The 18,151-nt window shown below is 42.3% G+C and carries 24 protein-coding genes; 4 read left to right on the forward strand and 20 right to left on the reverse strand.

Annotated elements, in window-relative coordinates; genetic code table 11:
- Positions 1 to 47: 47 nt before the first annotated feature.
- The 4 genes from ORQ98_RS25315 to ORQ98_RS25330 are packed head-to-tail and all read right to left on the reverse strand — an operon-like array spanning position 48 to position 4,169.
- Positions 48 to 1,490, reverse strand: coding sequence for a phage portal protein (locus ORQ98_RS25315; protein ID WP_274691614.1), 1,443 nt, complete (start codon positions 1,488 to 1,490; stop codon positions 48 to 50).
- A 2-nt stretch (positions 1,491 to 1,492) separates the two neighbouring features.
- Positions 1,493 to 1,699 (reverse strand): phage head-tail joining protein, encoded by a 207-nt coding sequence (locus ORQ98_RS25320; RefSeq protein ID WP_274691615.1) that lies wholly within the window; start codon positions 1,697 to 1,699, stop codon positions 1,493 to 1,495.
- A gap of 2 nt (positions 1,700 to 1,701) precedes the next feature.
- Positions 1,702 to 3,693: a phage terminase large subunit family protein gene (locus ORQ98_RS25325; protein WP_274691616.1), complete on the reverse strand. Its 1,992-nt coding sequence runs from the start codon at positions 3,691 to 3,693 to the stop codon at positions 1,702 to 1,704.
- A complete protein-coding gene (locus ORQ98_RS25330; protein ID WP_274691617.1) occupies positions 3,663 to 4,169 on the reverse strand; it encodes a DUF1441 family protein in 507 nt (168 codons plus the stop codon). The genes ORQ98_RS25325 and ORQ98_RS25330 overlap by 31 nt, the downstream gene beginning before the upstream one ends.
- A 213-nt stretch (positions 4,170 to 4,382) precedes the next feature.
- Between ORQ98_RS25330 and ORQ98_RS25335 the strand changes: the two genes are divergently transcribed.
- Complete coding sequence (locus ORQ98_RS25335; protein ID WP_274691618.1) at positions 4,383 to 4,700, forward strand: STAS domain-containing protein; 318 nt, start codon at positions 4,383 to 4,385, stop codon at positions 4,698 to 4,700.
- Positions 4,701 to 4,727: 27 nt separating this feature from the next.
- Here the strand turns inward: ORQ98_RS25335 and ORQ98_RS25340 are convergent, their stop codons facing one another.
- Genes ORQ98_RS25340 through ORQ98_RS25350 form a run of 3 tightly spaced genes read right to left on the reverse strand, consistent with a single transcriptional unit; the run spans position 4,728 to position 5,739 of the window.
- Positions 4,728 to 4,970, reverse strand: coding sequence for a hypothetical protein (locus tag ORQ98_RS25340; protein ID WP_274691619.1), 243 nt, complete (start codon positions 4,968 to 4,970; stop codon positions 4,728 to 4,730).
- A gap of 13 nt (positions 4,971 to 4,983) precedes the next feature.
- Positions 4,984 to 5,346 carry a DUF1353 domain-containing protein gene (locus ORQ98_RS25345; RefSeq protein WP_274691620.1) on the reverse strand — a complete coding sequence of 121 codons (363 nt, stop codon included), beginning with the start codon at positions 5,344 to 5,346 and terminating at the stop codon, positions 4,984 to 4,986.
- Positions 5,347 to 5,739, reverse strand: a complete 393-nt coding sequence (locus tag ORQ98_RS25350) for a hypothetical protein (RefSeq protein ID WP_274691621.1) — start codon at positions 5,737 to 5,739, stop codon at positions 5,347 to 5,349.
- Positions 5,740 to 5,799: 60 nt separating this feature from the next.
- On the opposite strand from ORQ98_RS25350, the gene ORQ98_RS25355 reads away from it, so the two are divergent.
- Positions 5,800 to 5,994: a cold-shock protein gene (locus ORQ98_RS25355; RefSeq protein WP_274691622.1), complete on the forward strand. Its 195-nt coding sequence runs from the start codon at positions 5,800 to 5,802 to the stop codon at positions 5,992 to 5,994.
- Between the two features lie 171 nt (positions 5,995 to 6,165).
- On the opposite strand, the gene ORQ98_RS25360 is transcribed toward ORQ98_RS25355, so the two are convergent.
- Positions 6,166 to 6,771 carry a YfbU family protein gene (locus tag ORQ98_RS25360; protein WP_274691623.1) on the reverse strand — a complete coding sequence of 202 codons (606 nt, stop codon included), beginning with the start codon at positions 6,769 to 6,771 and terminating at the stop codon, positions 6,166 to 6,168.
- A gap of 91 nt (positions 6,772 to 6,862) precedes the next feature.
- On the opposite strand from ORQ98_RS25360, the gene ORQ98_RS25365 reads away from it, so the two are divergent.
- Positions 6,863 to 7,195, forward strand: coding sequence for a hypothetical protein (locus ORQ98_RS25365; RefSeq protein ID WP_274691624.1), 333 nt, complete (start codon positions 6,863 to 6,865; stop codon positions 7,193 to 7,195).
- Here ORQ98_RS25365 and ORQ98_RS25370 read toward each other — a convergent pair.
- Entirely contained in the window at positions 7,192 to 7,575 is a 384-nt protein-coding gene (locus ORQ98_RS25370; RefSeq protein WP_274691625.1) for an N-acetylmuramoyl-L-alanine amidase, read from the reverse strand. The genes ORQ98_RS25365 and ORQ98_RS25370 overlap by 4 nt on opposite strands.
- Before the next feature lie 114 nt (positions 7,576 to 7,689).
- Here ORQ98_RS25370 and ORQ98_RS25375 point away from each other — a divergent pair, with 114 nt between their 5' ends.
- Entirely contained in the window at positions 7,690 to 8,097 is a 408-nt protein-coding gene (locus ORQ98_RS25375) for a hypothetical protein (RefSeq protein ID WP_274691626.1), read from the forward strand.
- 90 nt (positions 8,098 to 8,187) lie between these two features.
- Here the strand turns inward: ORQ98_RS25375 and ORQ98_RS25380 are convergent, their stop codons facing one another.
- The 11 genes from ORQ98_RS25380 to ORQ98_RS25430 form a co-directional block, all read right to left on the reverse strand.
- Positions 8,188 to 8,472 (reverse strand): hypothetical protein, encoded by a 285-nt coding sequence (locus ORQ98_RS25380; RefSeq protein ID WP_274691627.1) that lies wholly within the window; start codon positions 8,470 to 8,472, stop codon positions 8,188 to 8,190.
- 239 nt (positions 8,473 to 8,711) lie between these two features.
- Positions 8,712 to 9,452 carry a hypothetical protein gene (locus tag ORQ98_RS25385; RefSeq protein ID WP_274691628.1) on the reverse strand — a complete coding sequence of 247 codons (741 nt, stop codon included), beginning with the start codon at positions 9,450 to 9,452 and terminating at the stop codon, positions 8,712 to 8,714.
- Between the two features lie 142 nt (positions 9,453 to 9,594).
- Positions 9,595 to 10,188 carry a hypothetical protein gene (locus tag ORQ98_RS25390; protein ID WP_274691629.1) on the reverse strand — a complete coding sequence of 198 codons (594 nt, stop codon included), beginning with the start codon at positions 10,186 to 10,188 and terminating at the stop codon, positions 9,595 to 9,597.
- A 10-nt stretch (positions 10,189 to 10,198) separates the two neighbouring features.
- Positions 10,199 to 10,558, reverse strand: a complete 360-nt coding sequence (locus tag ORQ98_RS25395; protein WP_274691630.1) for a VRR-NUC domain-containing protein — start codon at positions 10,556 to 10,558, stop codon at positions 10,199 to 10,201.
- 324 nt (positions 10,559 to 10,882) lie between these two features.
- Positions 10,883 to 13,096 carry a bifunctional DNA primase/polymerase gene (locus ORQ98_RS25400; RefSeq protein WP_274691631.1) on the reverse strand — a complete coding sequence of 738 codons (2,214 nt, stop codon included), beginning with the start codon at positions 13,094 to 13,096 and terminating at the stop codon, positions 10,883 to 10,885.
- 9 nt (positions 13,097 to 13,105) lie between these two features.
- Positions 13,106 to 14,701, reverse strand: coding sequence for a DEAD/DEAH box helicase (locus ORQ98_RS25405; protein ID WP_274691632.1), 1,596 nt, complete (start codon positions 14,699 to 14,701; stop codon positions 13,106 to 13,108).
- Between the two features lie 2 nt (positions 14,702 to 14,703).
- Positions 14,704 to 15,744, reverse strand: coding sequence for a hypothetical protein (locus tag ORQ98_RS25410; RefSeq protein WP_274691633.1), 1,041 nt, complete (start codon positions 15,742 to 15,744; stop codon positions 14,704 to 14,706).
- The gene (locus tag ORQ98_RS25415) at positions 15,722 to 16,297 is read right to left on the reverse strand and encodes a hypothetical protein (RefSeq protein WP_274691634.1); all 576 of its coding nucleotides are present in this window, start codon (positions 16,295 to 16,297) and stop codon (positions 15,722 to 15,724) included. The genes ORQ98_RS25410 and ORQ98_RS25415 overlap by 23 nt, the downstream gene beginning before the upstream one ends.
- A 48-nt stretch (positions 16,298 to 16,345) precedes the next feature.
- Positions 16,346 to 16,828: a DUF669 domain-containing protein gene (locus ORQ98_RS25420; protein WP_274691635.1), complete on the reverse strand. Its 483-nt coding sequence runs from the start codon at positions 16,826 to 16,828 to the stop codon at positions 16,346 to 16,348.
- Positions 16,821 to 17,600, reverse strand: coding sequence for an ATP-binding protein (locus ORQ98_RS25425; RefSeq protein WP_274691636.1), 780 nt, complete (start codon positions 17,598 to 17,600; stop codon positions 16,821 to 16,823). The genes ORQ98_RS25420 and ORQ98_RS25425 overlap by 8 nt, the downstream gene beginning before the upstream one ends.
- Positions 17,600 to 18,019: a hypothetical protein gene (locus ORQ98_RS25430; protein WP_274691637.1), complete on the reverse strand. Its 420-nt coding sequence runs from the start codon at positions 18,017 to 18,019 to the stop codon at positions 17,600 to 17,602. Before ORQ98_RS25430 ends, ORQ98_RS25425 begins: the two co-directional genes overlap by 1 nt.
- Positions 18,020 to 18,151: the final 132 nt, after the last annotated feature.

Consider the following 18,151-nt stretch of genomic DNA (forward strand, 5'->3'; position numbering starts at 1 on the left):
ATAAGAAAAATAACATTAAAAGCTTGTGCTCCAGGTGCTGGGCTGTTTTAACAAGCTAATAAACAGGATTGGTATAATTGCGGGTCTACCCCCTCTTTTTTGCAGATTTCCATAAATTTCTTGGTTGCTTTTGCGTTTCTCCTCATGTTGTCGTCCACGTCATAGCCCAGCTCGCTGGCCTCACTATCAATATTCGACAGGTTGCTACTAATAGCCTGTTGTCTGGCTTGTACGTCTTGTACTGGGTGTAGGTATTTCCAAGCATCCGGGCAGACATCCAAGGCTTGATAAAAGGCTTTATCCTGGCTGTATTTTGGTGCTGATAATTTGCCCGTTAATATTGCTGTATCCATCCACCATTGCCACACCTGGCGGCAGACTTGGAAAGCCATTAAATGATCTTGGCACATTTCAATTTCGCGCCGGTATTCGTTGAGCATGGCTCTCACCAAGCGGTCATTTAGGCCGCTCCAGTCGCCAGTTAATAAGGGGTAAGGAATGGATAAGCCAGACGACAATTGCAGTGATTGCCAGCGCATAAAATCCGCGTAGCCTTGGCCAGTGTTATCACCGTCAAACAGTTCTAGCTTTTCGTTGAGTGCACCCCGCAGCATGTAGCCTGTACGGATTCTGACGGCTTCACCTGTTGGCTCATCATCTGAATAATCACCCGGTAGCCCATACTCTTCATCATCGTGGCTTTCTCGATACAAAAAGCCCGTATACGCTGAACGCTCCTTTTTCCTGACCAGTTCTGAATCGTCGTATTCTTTGAATGTATGGTCTTTTAAAAGTGCTGTGGCGGCCTCTGGCTCCCCTCTAATTTGTCCCGGTCGAATCGGTAAGTAATGGTGAATCATATCCCTCGCCGGAATTCTCACCAGCTCGTCTTGCCTACACTCGCCGTCTTCTGGGTGTTCTTTGTAGACCCAATACGCTACCCGGTGCGGCCCCCGAAACTCGATACCGTTTCGAATCTTGTTACCGTTTTTCAGGTCTTCATGTTTTTCAATCGGTATGCAATCCGCTTCTAACACGTCTATTTGCATGGGAACGGCTAAGCCACTAGTGGTCTTGCGTCGTCTAAGTCGGATAAAGACTTCACCTGATAGACGACGGTTGCGCACCATCAAGGCTTGCAGTCCGGCAAAATTCAGAATACCGCCAGGGTCCATTTCATCGGCGCTCAGCTTCCAAAGTTTATTGGCTTCCTGCCTAAAGTGTTCATCGTTACACAGGCTACGTAGGGTAAAGCCGGTGCCGACCTCATTTGCCGTATTCTTGTTAATCGCCCCTCGCATCAGGTTACTGTTGCGATAGGCCGCGCGGGTACGGTTACGCAGAGTGTAGAGTGAGCTGCTGAGTGTGGCATTAGGCCCTAAGCTGGGACTGTGCCAACCAATCGAGCGAAAACTTTGTGTAGCCGATTCGTAAGGGGTTCTTAATTGGAAAGGTTGGCCAGAGGCGTCTACTATTTGGCTTGCTATCATACTTAGACACCCCGATCTATAATGGTCTGGACTCCCTTTAGGGGGTCCGCCCTTTTTTTGCCTCCCATTGCGTGAATAATCGTTTTGCGTGCTTTTAGTAATTCATTAATTGAGCGGTATTCTATTTCGCGCCCGTTAATTTTGACTTTTAATTCACCGCTAGCAATGGCGCTATTGATATTATGTAAATCGTTTGTGGTAAAACTCATAATTAATTTGGATTAAATACCAAGGGATTTTGATCCCAAGGCAAAGCAAACGGTAGGGGGTTTTCCCAGTTCATATTCTCTAATTTACGGCTGTAAATAATTGCCCAGTTATAAACCATTAAATCAAAGGCTTCGTTAGCGCCATTACCGGGCTTTTCCCAACGGCCAGCACTATCACGCACCTCATAAGTCAATTCGTCGTAAAACGACTCTGGTAGCCAGTCTGGGAAGTGTACAAAGCGAGGCCCCGGAAATTCCCGAAGCAAATCATTAATCACACCGTCTTTGATTTGGTGGGTATTCAACATATACAGCGGTATATCACCACGCATGTTGATTTTTTTACCCCGTTTAATCTTTTGTTTGCTGGGGCTGGGATACGTTAGCCGTATGAGTGTTGCATTGAATTGACTGGCTCCTTTTACCAACATAAAGCGCCGGTGTAGCTTTTGCTTTCTTAAATTGCGGTAATATTCATAGGCTTTAGTTGTTACACCTGCCTCGCCGCCACTGTCACACGCCACTTTGAGTATGGCCATGTGTCGGCCTGAATCATCCTCAAGCGGGTAGGTGCGTTTAAGTACTTTTTCAGTGATTAATTCCCAATCTTCAACATAAGAACCAGGTGCTACTTGTAGTCGCTTGCCATCATCATCTAAACGGTTAGATTTATTAATCGCAAATCGATCCAGCACAATATGCTCTAAATCCACACCCCAGCCGATGACTTGCACCTCAAACCCGGACCTTTTACCGGCTTGAATATCAATAGCAGCGGTTAAGAAGCGCACCCATTCAGGCACCACTTTTAGACCATAATTAGATGCCCGATCAGCTAAATCACCTGCCGTACAACTCATAGTACGCGGCGGGGTAAAGGGTTTACCCTGGTCGGTGTTAATGGTTGTCTTTAATGACTGTATTGAGCCGGTACGCTCATACTCTATCAGTGCAGCTTTGTATTTATAAACGAGTTCATTCCAGGTCTGGAATGTAGCGGTTGGCCCTTTTTGCCAAAATGACGCATAGCGGGTTATACGGGGTTCGCCGTGTACTTGGCCATTTTTATCAAGGTATTCACCTTGCCTTAACCAGCGCCCTTTTAAATTAAAGTGTAGTTTTTTCTTTTCCTCATGCTCTACACCACAATGCGGACAAGCTAAGGTAACTTTTTCACTGGCTTTTGAGGGGTCAGGTTCTTCCTTATCCCATACCAGCAAATCAAAGTCAGGCTCGAACCATTCTCGACAGTCGGTGCATTGCCAATAAAATAAACGCCGATCACCCAAATTATAGAGGTGCAAAATACCCTCAGTGGGTGGGGCTTCATGGTTATGCTCAAGCCTGAAATTCGGGTCGGTAATTTCAAAGCCAGGTGAGCTTTCCGCCAGTACCATACCAGAAGACATAAAGGTCTGAGTTCGTTTACCAGCTAGCATAAAGGGCGAGCCTTCCCCGCCCACATTCTGTGGCATACGGTCGTAGTCGGTTAATAGCACCCGTTTCCAATCGGATGAGGCGAACACGTTTTTAGATGGCCAACCAATTTTTAAATAGTTACCCGCCTTTAATATTTTATCGTGAACATTGTTGTCGTATGATCGAGGCGATAACGCAGCGGACGTTTCAGGGCAAGCGTGAATGGCTGGTGTCAGCCGCTTTTTACTAAATTCACTGGCTTTTTCCTGGCTAGTTTGCACGATCAGCATGTCAGCCGGATCATTAGCAATTGTATGCATTGCCCAGCCATCGACTAATGATACGGTCTTAGAGGTACGCGCCGGACCCACAAAGATAACCGCGCTATACGCCCGAAGCTGTAGGCAATCCATGGGTTCCCACATATACGGCACAATATCACCGTCCCACTTTCCAAAGGTACCGCCCTGGTTGACATATAAAATATCTCGGGCTGTTTTTGACAGGTTTTCGCGCTTGGGGGCTTGGATTAAATTGCTATTTTCTATGAATTGGTCAGACGTTGAGGCGTACATGTTCCTGCTAACTGCTGTTGTAAAGTCATGTGTAATTGATTACGGAACTGGTCACACTGATTTTCGAGTAAGTCCAATTGATCAGGGGTAAATAACCTGGTGCGCTCCATCTTGTCGGGTAATGACTCAAAAAAAGCAACCAGAGTTTTCATTAATTTAATCGACTCTTGCCGTACTTCTTTAGCTGGAATTAATTCGCTACAAGCTAATTCAAACTTAAGGCGTTCGTTCTCAGATTGATACCAGTCCTTGCGGTCTTTAGGCGGCAAGTCTTCTGGGCTGTAGCCTGGTTGAAGGTTGCGTATTTCTGATTCATAAAACAAATGTTCAACCTCAGCAATATCATAACGATTTGCATTACCTACCTTATCAGTAGGCTCTATACCTTCTTGCCGTATTCTTTTCATAACAGTATTTCTATGAATACCATAGAATTCTGCGATTTGAGTAATATTGAGTAAATTTTGTTCTTTCATTTATTTTTCTATTATTTATTTAAGCGCTGCTGTCCCCGAAAATTAGCCACAAACTGCGCGCCTCAGCTGCGTAGACGTCTCTCAGCGGCTCAGGGTCCCCGGAGCCCGATCCGATCACCAACAACTACTGTCGCTTAGAACGGCTATTAGATGCCTTCTCGAAATAAGCTATACTTGGTGGGGTCACAAGGGTGAGCTAAGGGAATAGCTATAATGGTTGACAATCTTGATTCAGATTTCAAGGCAACAATTTCAGGAAATAAGCTTACTATTCGTATAGGGAAAGCCTTTACTCTTGTGCATTTTCAGCATTTTAAAACTATTTACAATAAGCTTGAAAAAATTCAAACCTGTGAAATTGACTTCCAACTCACAGAGTATATTGATAGTAGCGCTTTAGGTGCTTTGTTACTTATGAAGCAACACTTTAATTTAAACAAAGAAAATTTTCATTTAATAAATTGTAGAAAATTTATTAGTAGAATTTTATACATTACAAATTTTCATCAAGTGTTTTCTGTCCAAAGCTAGCACTTCCTGAAGTGCTTATAGAAGCCTTTAAGGTAACCTCTCTAGCACTTTGTCAAGCTTGCTGTTGATCAGCTTGATATCACCCCTTATTTCGGCCCTAAAATCTTTAAAGCTTTGTTCCAGGTGATTAGTTTTTGTTGCGTTAATATCAATTCGCTTATCCATCGAGAAGCCAAAGATAAAACCAGATACAATCAATGAAAAAGTTGCAATAATGTGGGTGATACCTACTTCTTTTTTAAATACCCACCCATCTTGTTGTGTTGTCATTCCTCCTAATTCCTTATTTTTTATTCCAGCTGGCCTTGCCGCCTAGCCTTACCCCGTAATAGATTGAATAGCGTTTCCACCCTGGTACACCTAATGCTCTCATGGCTTTTAGAAAAACCTTGTCAGCTTGCTTTCTGGAAATATCTAAAGCGGGTTGCTTTGAGTACAGATAATCATGCAATACAGCCGCTTCTAGGTAAGGGCCATCGGGTGGGAATACGCTCCACAACAATCGTGGAATAGAGGCTAAATCAGTCGTAAAACCAGCGGGTACGGTGATTGTTTGGTATTGTGCTGAGTAGTATTTTAACTCTTCAGTTAATACCCATTTTCGTTTGTTTGGTATGTGCTCTAATTTGATTCGGTTTAAAAACAATTATTTTCCTATTGGCTTGAATGAATAGTTTTCTAATGTCTTTCGTAATATCCGCCTAAAGCCGAACGTATCGATATACACCAGAGCTAAGGCAACCATGTACCACTCTGGCACGCTGGCATTTAAGACATCAAACCCATTTTTGATATGACTTCCCATTTCTGGCACAAAGCACAGTACAAGCGGTGTAACGGTCACAATTAGTAAAAAATCATCCTTCCAGCCTCGCGACTGAATGCTAAGCGAATCAAGCTCTGTAGCGCTGATATTGCCTTGTTGAATCTCGTCTAATTGCTTCTTGTGAATGGCTTGCTTGAGTTCGGCTTTGTGTTGTTTGTTGGTGAGATACGATTGGAAAAGGCCGGTTACTGTGTTAATTATTGTTGAATACATTGAATTGTTATTAATTACTCCCTATAAATCATTCTAAAGTCACGTTAATAAGAGAAAAACATGAGCACAGGCAGAGTTAAGTTTTTTGATGCAACCAAGGGTTTTGGTTTTATCACTCCAGAGGAAGGCAAAGACCTATTCTTTCATATGTCAGAAATTCAAGGCCACCCGCCGCAAGATGGTGAAAAAGTGGAGTTTGAAATAGGCCAAAGCAAAAAAGGCCCCTGTGCTGTTAGCGTTCGCGTTATTGAGTAACCATAAAAAAAGCCACTCCAAACGAAGTGGCTGCGTTATAAAGTAAAGTATAGTCATCCTTGAATAAGAGATGGCCGTTGCTGCCATGATGATGTGCTTGACCACCAAGCGCCTCATGTCATAACAGCAACAAGCTCTTTATGTATAGTAGGTTTCATATGGATTACAAGCCTAATGCAACCTACTCACCGCGGGCGGGTCGTCGAAGTCACTAGTCAAATACAATAGGTCATGTAACGACAGGGCTTGCCCGTTGTAGCCTGGCCGCGCCTTCAGCACTTCATAACGCCCTATCATTTGCTTGTAAATTGGCATCATGGGTTCAGCTGGCGGATAGCCTAACATGTCCTCACTAATCACTCTCAAGCCTGGCATGTCTTCAAAATCTTCACTACGTAGCAAGGCTATGAAAAAGCCTTTAATTTCTTCATAATGTTGATCTGACTCGCTAAAGCCATTAAATACTATTTTTGTTTGGTCTATTTTTTCTTTTTCATCGGCTGTCAACTGGTAGAAGCTGGCCTCCATTACGTCGAAAAGCTCCATTATTTCGAGCACTTCCAGTTGTACTTCTCTAGGCAGTTCGGGGTCTCCGTTGAATAATTCGGGGTAAAGCGTGGTTAAGTTAAGGTTGAGCATGTCAATGTAATACTCATATTTATATTGCTGGTAGCGGCCCTCACTTTTATCAAGGAAGGGATATAACAGCTTGAGTATTTTGTATTGATTGCGTAGTACGGCTTTTTGAAAGTAATCAAGTGTGTAGTTATTTTTCATTGGGTCCTTATTAATTAGTTATTAACTATAATGGTATATCCACCTTTGACATATCACAGTGAAGGTAAGCAAAAACATGTGCTGAAATATTATGAAAAATCTGTCTATCTATTTGTTAATTAATCTTTCTCGAATAAGCATTGTAATCTTAGGCATATTTTCTGCTATGCACTTTAGAATGATCGGCCTTTTCATGATTGGCCTTGCTATCAGCTGTATACCTGTAAGCTACAAACCTAATTGGTCTCAACTGTTGCTTGGATGGGGATCAATTTTTCTTAATGCAAGCGTTGTTACTATCTACCATAAACATGAGATATCCATTCTTGGTTTTGTATTCTTTGGTGTTTGCTATGCTGTAGCAGGTTTAGCATTAAGCAGACAAGACATGTGGGGTAAATACTATCAATGGTGGAGAAGTTAACTTCCCTCCCACCACTCGCACACATCAAAATTAGGACAGGTTTTCTTAGGGTCTAAGTCCCGGTGTCCGCATATCTCAGCCAGCGGGTGCTTGTCTTTCCATCGGGTTAATACATTACACAGACTGTGTAATTGATCCGGCGTAAACTCATCACGACCAACCAGGCAAACACCTAAACTGTTGCGGTTATGCCCTTTAACGTGAGCACCAGTCCAGAACTCAGGGCGGCCATTCTCGATGGTCCCATCACGCCGAATAACCTTGTGATAACCGATGCCTGACCAGTTACGTTGAACGTGCCATAGGTGTATATCAGCGGCTGTAAAGTCCCGGTCGTCTGGCGTGTCAGAGCAATGGACGACTAGTTTTGTTATTTTCATTTGTTAATTACCAGTGTATATCAAGCTTGTTTATCCTGGATTGGTTTTATTTACATTCATTATCATTATGAATAAGGTAGTTGTCGTATTATTAATTAATCCAAGGCAGTACTTATGTTCAGAAAGCTAATCAAAACCTCTTTATTACTTGTAGTCATAAGCTCTTCAGCCAATGTCTTTGCTGAATGGACTTATGTAAGGTGTGGAAAACTTGATGGTAGCGATAGATATTGGTTAAAAGACTCAACAGGTAGTAAGGTAACTGTTACTGGCCAGTGGATTAAAGCTGTCTCTTCCAATTTCCCTGAGAATAAGTATATTGATGCTTTCCACATCACAAAAGCAGTTTATGCCAGTGTATTCAAGCAGTGCAGGTCATCATATGTACCACAACCTGCAAGAAATGACAGTGACACATGGAATCTATTTATCATTGAGATGGAAGGTATTAAGTTTCAAGCCCCTGGAAAATTTGACCTTAAAGAAGAACACATCGGCAATGAGTTCATTCGATTTGGTTGATCGAAAAAAAGCCCCAACATTGCGGGGCTTAAGGATATTAATTGTTTTGTTTACAACTGAGCGGATTGAGTATAGTCAGTTGATTCCACATTAGCTCATACGACAAAAGTGATCACGGGTGTCACAGTCAAGCTCAAGTGCTACACCACGACCTATAGCAAGGTCTGCAAAGGTTTCACTATCTGAAGTCAAAGTTAGTCGACAGAATTTTAATCTGCACCCTGGCCGCTTTTTTGTATTCTCTGCTACCAACCTAAACTCAGGTGGAGTATCTGTATCTTCAACAGCTTTCCCTAGCTTAAAGCTGTCATTTACATCCGCATACACACTACTAATACCTACAACAGCTAATACTGCAGCTATCATCTTCTTCATAAGGACTACTCTCTCTTAGTTTAAGGGCGGCGGAGTATAATACTTATGATGTATAAATAAAGATGACAACTAAAATACCAATGTAATTATTTCGGGCAAAAAAATAGCCCCGTGGGAGTGGGGCTATTAAAACACTAACAGTAATTGCTGTTTAGGGAAGTAATCTAAACAACAAGTGCATTCTATCAATATGAGTTACGAACTTAAAGTGCAGAACGAAAAAAGCTCCTAAGGAGTAATTAGAAATAAATAACTTTTCGAAAGATACTGTTAGCCTCTTCTTCTGTAAATAAATATTTGGCTTCCATTGTAGTTTTGTGAGAATTTCTCCCCGGATTGTACTCTCGATACTCGTAGCTTACTTCTACAGGATGATTAACTATTTCGAACACTTTCCAACCAGTCATCATTGCTTTCATTTCAAAAGAAGCAGATTCAATATCTTTATTTTCCATCTTCCCTCTACAGTCTACTTTGGATGTTAACTCGTTGTAAGCAGGGAAAGAGTAACTTAAAGAATGCTTACACTTCATTAAGTCATAATATTTACGCCAAGAAGGTGTGAACTTGGATGGATTAATAACTAGTTCAAAATCGCCAAATGCCTGATGAGTAGTAAAAAGATCAATTTCTTTACTCTCATTAAGCCTCACTACAGTATACTGAAAATCGTCATCTGCAAGAACCAAAAAATTATCTTCATCTAATCTAGCTACCATGCAATTCCTAGACTCAACTCGAATAGTCCTTTCTTCTCCACTTTTTGTATTTAGTATATACAGTAATTTTTCACTTATTCCAAACCAAGGTAAAGCATGATGAGTTTTATGGAATCCAAATCTTTTTTTTCTAATGCATTTAGCACTTAAGCCTTCAATCTCTGCCTGAGCAATAACATCGCTGCCTACATAGATATTACAAGCTTGGAGCATGAAAATGCTAAACAGAAGTACGATTAGCTTAAAACTTAAAGGAGCCATAATTTCTCTCAATAATATATAAGTGAGAGTATAGCTCTTAATTGCTAATAATGAAAAAAGCCCCGCTGGTTGGCGAGGCTTTGTGCTAGATACAGATTTCTTAGCATGGGTGGATTATATAACTATTTTTTACATGGGTCAATTAATTTATTTGAAAATCATTTAATTTTTTCGATAGTGCATTAATTATTTCTACATCCCATTTTTGAAATTCATTTACGCAAGCATTATAACGCTCAAGCCATTTAGTATTCCAAGTGTTATAGTGCACACTACAAAACTTAGCTTGTTCTGCTTTTCTCATTGGTCGTCTACCATTATCACAAGAACACTTTCTAGTTAGTTTCTTATGCCTATAAACTCCTGTACCATCACAAGTCCCACAAAGATTTTCACCGACCAATTCATTAATCACCAATCGCCCCAACTGTAAAAAGAAAAACAGCGAACGCTTTTTATCGCCTGGGAATGGCTCTTTCCAACCTTGCTTTAATGCAAACAAAATAACGGCCTGTTGGGTTAACTTGTCCAGCTCATGAATCACGGTCTTATCTTCCGTGTACTTCAGCAACCCATACAAATACGCCTCGCGGCTTATATCAGCCATGCCTAGCGCCCCGGCCACATCTTGCGCGGTTAATGTTGGTATACCGCCGATAGCCCCCTTACCGGCCTTCTCGTAGTCCATTCCTTTTGCGGTCATCATTGCCATTAGGTTTAATCTATTCATGTTCATTCTCTTGTTCTTATAAATTCATATAGTTATTAATTTCGGTTTGTGCGGCCTCTATGCCTCTGCAGACGGTGGCCAAGTAACCTTGCTCTTGTAGTCTGCTTATCCATTCTTTCTGGTTGGCAGAAACTGCCGTCTTACATGGTGGGCTTGCCTTAAACTCAATCATTAGCCCGTGATACTCGCCTTTGGGCACCATCACAAAGATGTCTGGCACACCCGCCTTTACGCCTTGACGTTTTAGTTTGTTTGCTGTTTGAATATTCCGCTTGCCACCATTCGGCGGATGAAACGTTAATTTGTAGGCGTCAGGGTGTTGCACCCGTAGCCAGCTAAAAAGCTGCTCTTGTTCTTGTCCTTCTAAATCTCTCATTCGTATAAATCGATTGTTGTTTTAATTTAGTAATGGGAACTATTGGGTGATAAAACCCAGCAAAATCCCAAAAGATCCCCAAAAGAATAAAGTAAGAAATAATCTATAATATAAGTATATATATAATAATATTATATATATTAATATTACTTATGGTGTTATGGGTAGACTTCTACCCCTCCCTATCAAATTTTATACAGGGATATATATACTCTAAACGCCCTCCAAAACCCCAAAAGGTAATTTTCTTAATAAAATCAATAAGTTATTTTGGTATTTTCTACTTTCCTAAAGTTTTCCATAAGGCTTAACCTAAAAAAATTGTTAATTATTTGTACAAAAATCGGCGTGTATCCAGCACTCTAGTCTTGGGCGCCCTCTTGTTTTCATGACTGGATGAAAAGCAGCTATTCCCCGGCCTTGTATTGCGTTAAAAATATGCTTTTCTTTTTGCGGGTCCAGTCTTGAAAAAACTGATATATCCCTCATCTGCCGTCTAGATAACCCTTTTTTACCAGCCTTACGAATCACTTCAATACATGCTTTAAGCTCTGTTTCAAAGTCCGAACCACCAACCCGCCGTGTAACGATATCTACAAGTCTAAAATCCAGGTAACGCACGTAATCAATGGCCCATTGAGTTAAGCTGTGGTGAATCACCCGGTTAGCCTGGTCGACTGATAACGACAAGATTAGCGCTATTCTCATTGCCTTTTCCCTCGTCCGGGTTAACAACACATACAACTCTGAATCAGTGAGCTGTTGTTTTTTGTCGTTTAGCTCAGCTTCGAACTCGTCTAACAGCTGCAAGCTTTTCTCATCAAAGAACAACACATGTTGTTTAGGCATCTCATGGCTAGGCTTAAATGGTATTAAATTACCCACTAACTTAGTTCTAACCTGTCGTGTCCACTCGATTATGCTTTTAGGTATTGGCCTAGCATCAGGTTTAACTGATAACTGCATGGGCAAGTCACTTTCCATGATTAAAAACCGACCTAAAAAGCCATCCCGCACAAGCTGTGGTGTCAGGCATTGGTAAAACGTCCCTGGCGTCGTCATTCCGAATAACGTGATAGCTGGGTTAGCGACTCTCTGAGGCCGCTCTACGTCCTCTTTCTTCACTGACATGGTTGAATACGTCTGTGGTCGTAAAACGCCGTCACAGCGTCCCCAGACCTCGATTAATTGCGTGATTGCCTCCTCTTTGTGAGAGTTGCCTTTTCTATGCGAGCTTTCCAGGTATTTACCAAACTCATCAATCAACGTGATATGGTTAGGATGTGCTAAAGCCTGGCTCATCACTGCGCCAGTTGAGGTATAACCACTACCAGCGATTAAATCCCCATAACCAGCTGTCTCTAACACTGATTCAATAATCTTTTTGCCATGCTCTTTACCCTCACCCGACTTAGCGACATTCAAAAAATACAGTGATGCAAAGTTATCTTGATCTGTCTTGTAATACCGACCACAAATTAAACTCCCCAGGGCTAAAGCAGTCTGTACGGCTAACGCCGGTTGCTTCTTAACAGCCGTATCATTGGCATAATCCACCAATTCACCCAACGCGCCAGGCACCTTATACAAATGGCTAGGCATCTCGTCTTGTACTTCAATCGTTGGCTGTTGTGGCTCTGGCTTTTCGTGCTCCAGCGGGATAGCGGCCTCCGGATTATTCCGTAAGTGGGTTAACGTTACGCTTGCAACTGTTGTGTTGATTTCTTCCCTGGGTAACGGCGCTGGGTTGCCGTTATTCCACTGCGCCACGAGTTGTGTAACCGTCTTTAAGTCATGCCCTGCTGTTATGTACTGCCCTGCCAAACTAGCCGCTGCGTTGTTCCGTCCGCCCTCCTCTACTGGGCTACCGTCGTGTTTTTTGGGTGTATAGGCTTGAACACTAAACCCAAAGTTACCGACTGGCTTGTCTTCAGTATTAAATGCCTTAATTTGCGTGATGTCGTCACGGGAAAGGTACGGCAAGTCGTGTACTGAATTAATTGGCCAGGTTTGATCAATCTCCCACTCATACACAACACCCGTATGATGGACTGAGCCAGGAGCAACAACGTAACCGCCCTCGCCCCTAATATCTATTTTTGTAGTGGTATTCACTGAGTTGTGGATCTCAATGCTATTGTCGTACTGAAAATAGTAGTGCTTACCCTTCGCGGTTTTTACTTTCCAGGGGGTACGACCTACCTTGCCCGACTCCATGAATTCAACGGCTTCTTTAGAGTCTGCATCAACCACCACCACGTTTTTACCTGTGATGATTCCATAGTTGGCATACGGCCAGCGCTGCGCCCAGCTTTCTATCTCGTCATCTGTTGGCTCTTTATCCTGGTACTGTTTCCAGCTCACTAATGGATTTTTAGGCCACTGTTGTTGTGCTTTCTCTTCATCACCTTTGCAGCGCTGTTTTAAAAAGAATTCGGTTATTTTCTCAAAGGGGGAACCAAGCGGGATGATAGTAAAACCCTGCTCGACTAGTGCCCATGCTATTTCATCTGTTGTTTTTAATTTTGTATCTGTCATTGCTTACTACTAGCTAAATTCATAGCTCATTATTTTTTTAAACCTACCGTCAGGTTTTACCTGTATGGCCCTGGGTGTTTTAACTTGGATGGTTTGCAGTACCTTCACGGCCTCGTGGCTGTTACACGGTAACGGCTTGTCATACCCGACACGTTGCACCCACCAGGTTTGGGCTTTGGTTTTGGCATACCCGTCGTGCTCTGGACATACCCACTCATTAATAAAATCAAAGCCGGTTCTGTAGGCCACACGTATGGAATTAGGCGAACCTTTTTTAGTGTGCACAAAGTAATTCACGTCACTGACTGGCACCCATTCGGCTTCAACTTGCGAGCTTAAAACGGCATCTTTTGAGGCTTGTATCTCGTGCTTGGGCTTCTCTTTAATCTCAAACACATGGCCACACTCTTCACACTCTCTACGCCCTGCTGGTTGCAATAGAAGGCACTCGGGGCATTCTCGTATGGGTGCCTGGCCTTTTTTCTTCTTAGCCACATTGGTGACTGTCACCTGATCTATCGGCCCATGGCGCTCGATATTGCCTCCGTAATCCAGTACCAAACAGTTTGTCTTGCCTGTCTCTGGCGATATGCGTAAACCACGCCCCATGATTTGCATGTATAAACCAGGTGACTTGGTAGACCTTAGTAATACAAGCAAGTCGGTTCTAGGTGCATCAAAGCCGGTGGTAAGTACGCCCTGAGATATCAAACAGCGTAAATTGCCTGTTGTGTAATCTTGGATTAATTGATTCCTTTCGCTTAGAGGCGTTTTCCCATGCACCACCCCACAATGGATGCCTCTTTTTTTAAGCTTGTCTTCTATCTCTAAGCAGTGGTTTACCGACACGCCAAAGATCAGCCAACTTTTACGGTCTGCCCCAAGCTCGCAAATCTCGTCTAAGGCTTTATCTGTCAGGTCATTTTTGCTGACAGCCTTTTCCAAATCTTTAGTCGCAAAGTCGCCCTGTTGGGTTCTGACGCCGGTTAAATCGATCTTTTCACGGCCACCCTTCGTCACTAATGGACTTAAAAAACCTTCATCAATCAGTTGTTGTATATCCGTTTCATAAACAATCTTATGAAATAATGGGTTATCCCCTTCGGTTAATACGCCTGATTTGGTCCGGTATGGCGTCGCTGAAAACCCCACCATTCTAAGCTTTGGGTTCATTAATTTTGCATGAGCCAAAAACTTGCTATACATGGTTGAATCTTTTTCAGCATTAATTAAATGGCATTCATCCACCAGCACAAAATCATAGGGCGGTAGGTCAAATGCTTTGCTATGGACTGATTGAATACCCGCAAACAACACTTGTGAGTCAGTGTCTTTACGCTTTAGGCTTGCTGAATAAATACCAATATCAAGCAATGGACTAATGGTTTTTAGCTTTGAATAATTCTGTTCCAGTATCTCTTTTACATGGCTTAATACTAAAAACCGTCGGCCTGGGTTTTGACTTAATAACTCCTCGATGAGCTTAGCAATAATGACCGACTTGCCCCCGCCAGTAGAGACACATACAAGCGGGTTGCCAGTTTCGTCATTTAAATATTTATAGACTGCATCAATGGATTCACGTTGATACCAACGGAGTTGCATAGTTAGCCCTCCGTTAGTTGTGCATTAAACGCTTCTCGTAGCGTACTAACGTTGCTATCAGTCAAAAGGCGCTTGTCTTCCACTGCTCGAATCTCGCGACTACTCAGCTGCTCCAGGGCCTCGCCACTAATAAACACCTCTCCTGTCTCTTTCAAAACGTATTCAATCCAAAACTCACCCGCGTCTAACACCTCGGCGAAATTAACCAACAAATACGGGTTATACATATGTGATTTGCAGCCCCACTGCTGTTGCTCTTCTGTTAACGTGACAGCGTAACGTTTACACTCCCAACGCCCTTCAGTTTCAGCACTAACATGTAAACAGGTCCGGCAATTCACCGCTGGCGCTTTATTCCCATGACAAATAGCCTGGTGGTCACAGAGTTTGCACTCGAAAAAATCAGCCTTTTCACTGACTTTATCTAAGGGTTTATCACTGCAAATGATTCGGGCAGCCTTTTCTATATGCTGGTCTGCATGGTCTTGATCAAACTCAACAAACTCACCATATAATTCATCTGTATTTTTATTAACGGCAATATAAAACGCTCTGTGTATGTTGCTGGCTGACATGTACATTTGCATTTGCGTGTAATGCTGGGGCTTGGCTTCTTTAACGCCTTTTTTCTTTAATTGCTTAAAGCTTTTATCGTTGTGGGTTTTCATTTCAACGACGTGTTTTTGGTTGGGGTTTTCAGGAAAACCAATGCCTATACCGTCTAAGCTCCCACCAAAAAACCCATCACAGGCTTGTATTTGATATTGCTTCCCGGTGCTAGGATTGACTGTACTCAGTCGAACCCCAATAGCCTGTAAGTCAGATTCAAAGCGGCTTTCAGCTAAGTCACCTGTAGCAAAAAGGCGATATAAACGCCCTTCTAAATCGCTGGGTGTACACCACCTGAAGTCGTACCAGATTGCCCGTTCGCAAGATTTGCCAATGATGGAAGCGCCGAGATGGCCTCGAAAACCGTTATCAGATTTGTTTTTATAATGCAGGTAAATAGTATTGATTGTTTCAGTTGCTAGATTCAGCTCCATTATGATTAAACGTTTTTTCTTGTTCTGACAGTTGCTTTAAAACCTGCACATACCATGTATTAATAATATCTGCATCCGTAATTTGCTTTAAATCGTCTGGGCGCTTTATTTTGCTCCACCATGACTCATAGCCCATTACTACCCTATTTAAATCAGGTACCCATATAGCTGGGTTGCCCATGCCAAACGTTACCGTTAACGCTTGGCTTACCTCGTCGTATTTAACGACTGGCTGGCATAGCTCCCCAATCAACACACCTAAATACGTTTTATTGTCATCACAGGGTTTTACTGCTACATATTGGCCACTCTGGCTAAAAAACGGCTTTCTTATTTGCTCACAGTCATCAAAAACTACATGGCTAATAGTCCATGGCTTTGGTGTTTTTCGAGTAAACTTAGCATTACGTTTATGTATGAAATACTCTACACTCGATACGTTTTCAGGCTTTTGCGGGTAGTTTTTAACAAACTCTTTGCATCTTTCTCGGTAAACTTCTTCCGCTTTTACCTTTATCCTATGAGCATCATTTAGCTTTTTCAGTAAATCCATTTTGTTCCCTTACTAGGTGTTATTACAGGTACCTACATCATTATTAAATTACCAGCCGCCTTGTTGTTGCCCTGGCTGATTAAATGGCGGCGTGTGTGCTGCCATAGGTTGCTGTTGTGGGGGTTGCTGCTGCATGGGTTGTGCTATCGATGCATACCCTTTCACCTCATTTTGTGGGCCGTATTGCGGATGATTTTTTATCTTTAACGTAATTACACAACTTTGATTTAATAGCTGATCGCTGTCACTCGCATTAGGCAACCCAATGGCCAAACACAACGCTGACAATTGCCCCCTCCCTATTTGCTCCGCCTGTGGGTTTGGGTGAGAAATATTATAATTACTGTAAATTCCCCGGTTTACATATTCACCCTCGGTGATCACAAACTTAACTTTGATATAAGCACCAGTATTCGCGCTGTTAGCTTTAATCTCAGCTTCTATAATGATTGCCGGGTAATCCCCTGGTGGTAATGGTTGAAACCCCTCGTCTGGTTTATAGTCACTAGCGGTAAATCCGAAATTAGCCATTATTAATAGTATTTCCTAAATTCTGTTGTTTATTTGCTTGTAATGCGGTGACAAATGCGCCCCAATCAAGTGGCATTTTCTCTGGTAAGTTAAAGCGGTTTTTCGCTATATAAGCAGGCTTTTCTACGGTGTAGATATTCCGCTGGCCGGTAGTAATGCCACGTGTTTTCTCTTTACCAAATCCAACATCTGTTTTTTGTATAACCGTTTGGTAATTACAGAAAAACACGCAATCGACCGACTCTTGAATAAAACCACTCGCTTTATCATTGAGCTTAATTTGGTAGCGGTCGTATGGCTCACATTCTGGACTATCAAAACGCTTAATATGGGCATGGGCGGTTAAGATATAGGCTATGTTTTTTTCATTTCTGAGCCGGTCGAGTAAATCGAGTATTTGCCGCCAGTAGGTCAGTGCCTCTGTGTAGCCCTTACCATAGCCAAAGTCTTCAATACTGGCTTTGCCTGCTCTAGCGGCTGTGTGATCCCACACAAGTGGCTCCAAGTGGTCTAGCGAATCCAGCACAACAGTTTTATAGTCATGCTCTTCGTTTAATAGTGCATTTAAAGCACTAATTACGTCATCATAGCTTTTCAGCAATGGAAACGAATCAAGTGATAACTGCCCTGCCCCGTCTTCAGTAAATAAAAAAATCGGCTTAGGTGCTCCAGCTGCAAATGTCGTCTTACCTATACCATGAGTGCCGTAAATCAGGATTCGCGGGGCCTTCATCCCCTTGGTTTTCGATATACTTTGTAGAGAAATCGCCATTAGTGCAGTCTCTCCACGTCAACCACTGTCTTTGTGGGTGCGGTTGTTAATACATTCAAAATCATCATAAATTTGTTGTAGTTTTTTTCCTTTAGCTTGAAAAATGCGTCTTCATCAAGATCATATTTCACACAAAAAACGTCGCTGAATGTTTCTGTACCCAAGCAGTTAATCAGCTCTATCACTTGGTCTTGGTTCAATCGGCGTCTAAGTGTTGAAACGGTTTTAACTCTATATTTGTTGGTCTGCTGGCTCTGAATGCCCTCTACTACGCGGCCAACCATATCAACGAGTCGTTCTTCTATACTCTCGCGGTGTGCTTCTGCTTCCGCCTCTCTACGCCTTGCCTGCTCTAACAGATCGGCTAAATAATCGATGGCGTCCAGTGTCGTTTGTTTGTCCATTTCTGTTTTTTTCATTAGGTACATATTGTTATTAATACTTCATGCTTCGTTGGAGCGTATTATAAACACAACAAAACAACATTCACAATATTGTGAATTAATATTTTTATTGTGCTTTTGACACGCTATAAGCCAGGATGTATATTT

The sequence above is a fragment of the Spartinivicinus poritis genome, from assembly GCF_028858535.1.
Taxonomy (GTDB): Bacteria; Pseudomonadota; Gammaproteobacteria; order Pseudomonadales; family Zooshikellaceae; genus Spartinivicinus; species Spartinivicinus poritis.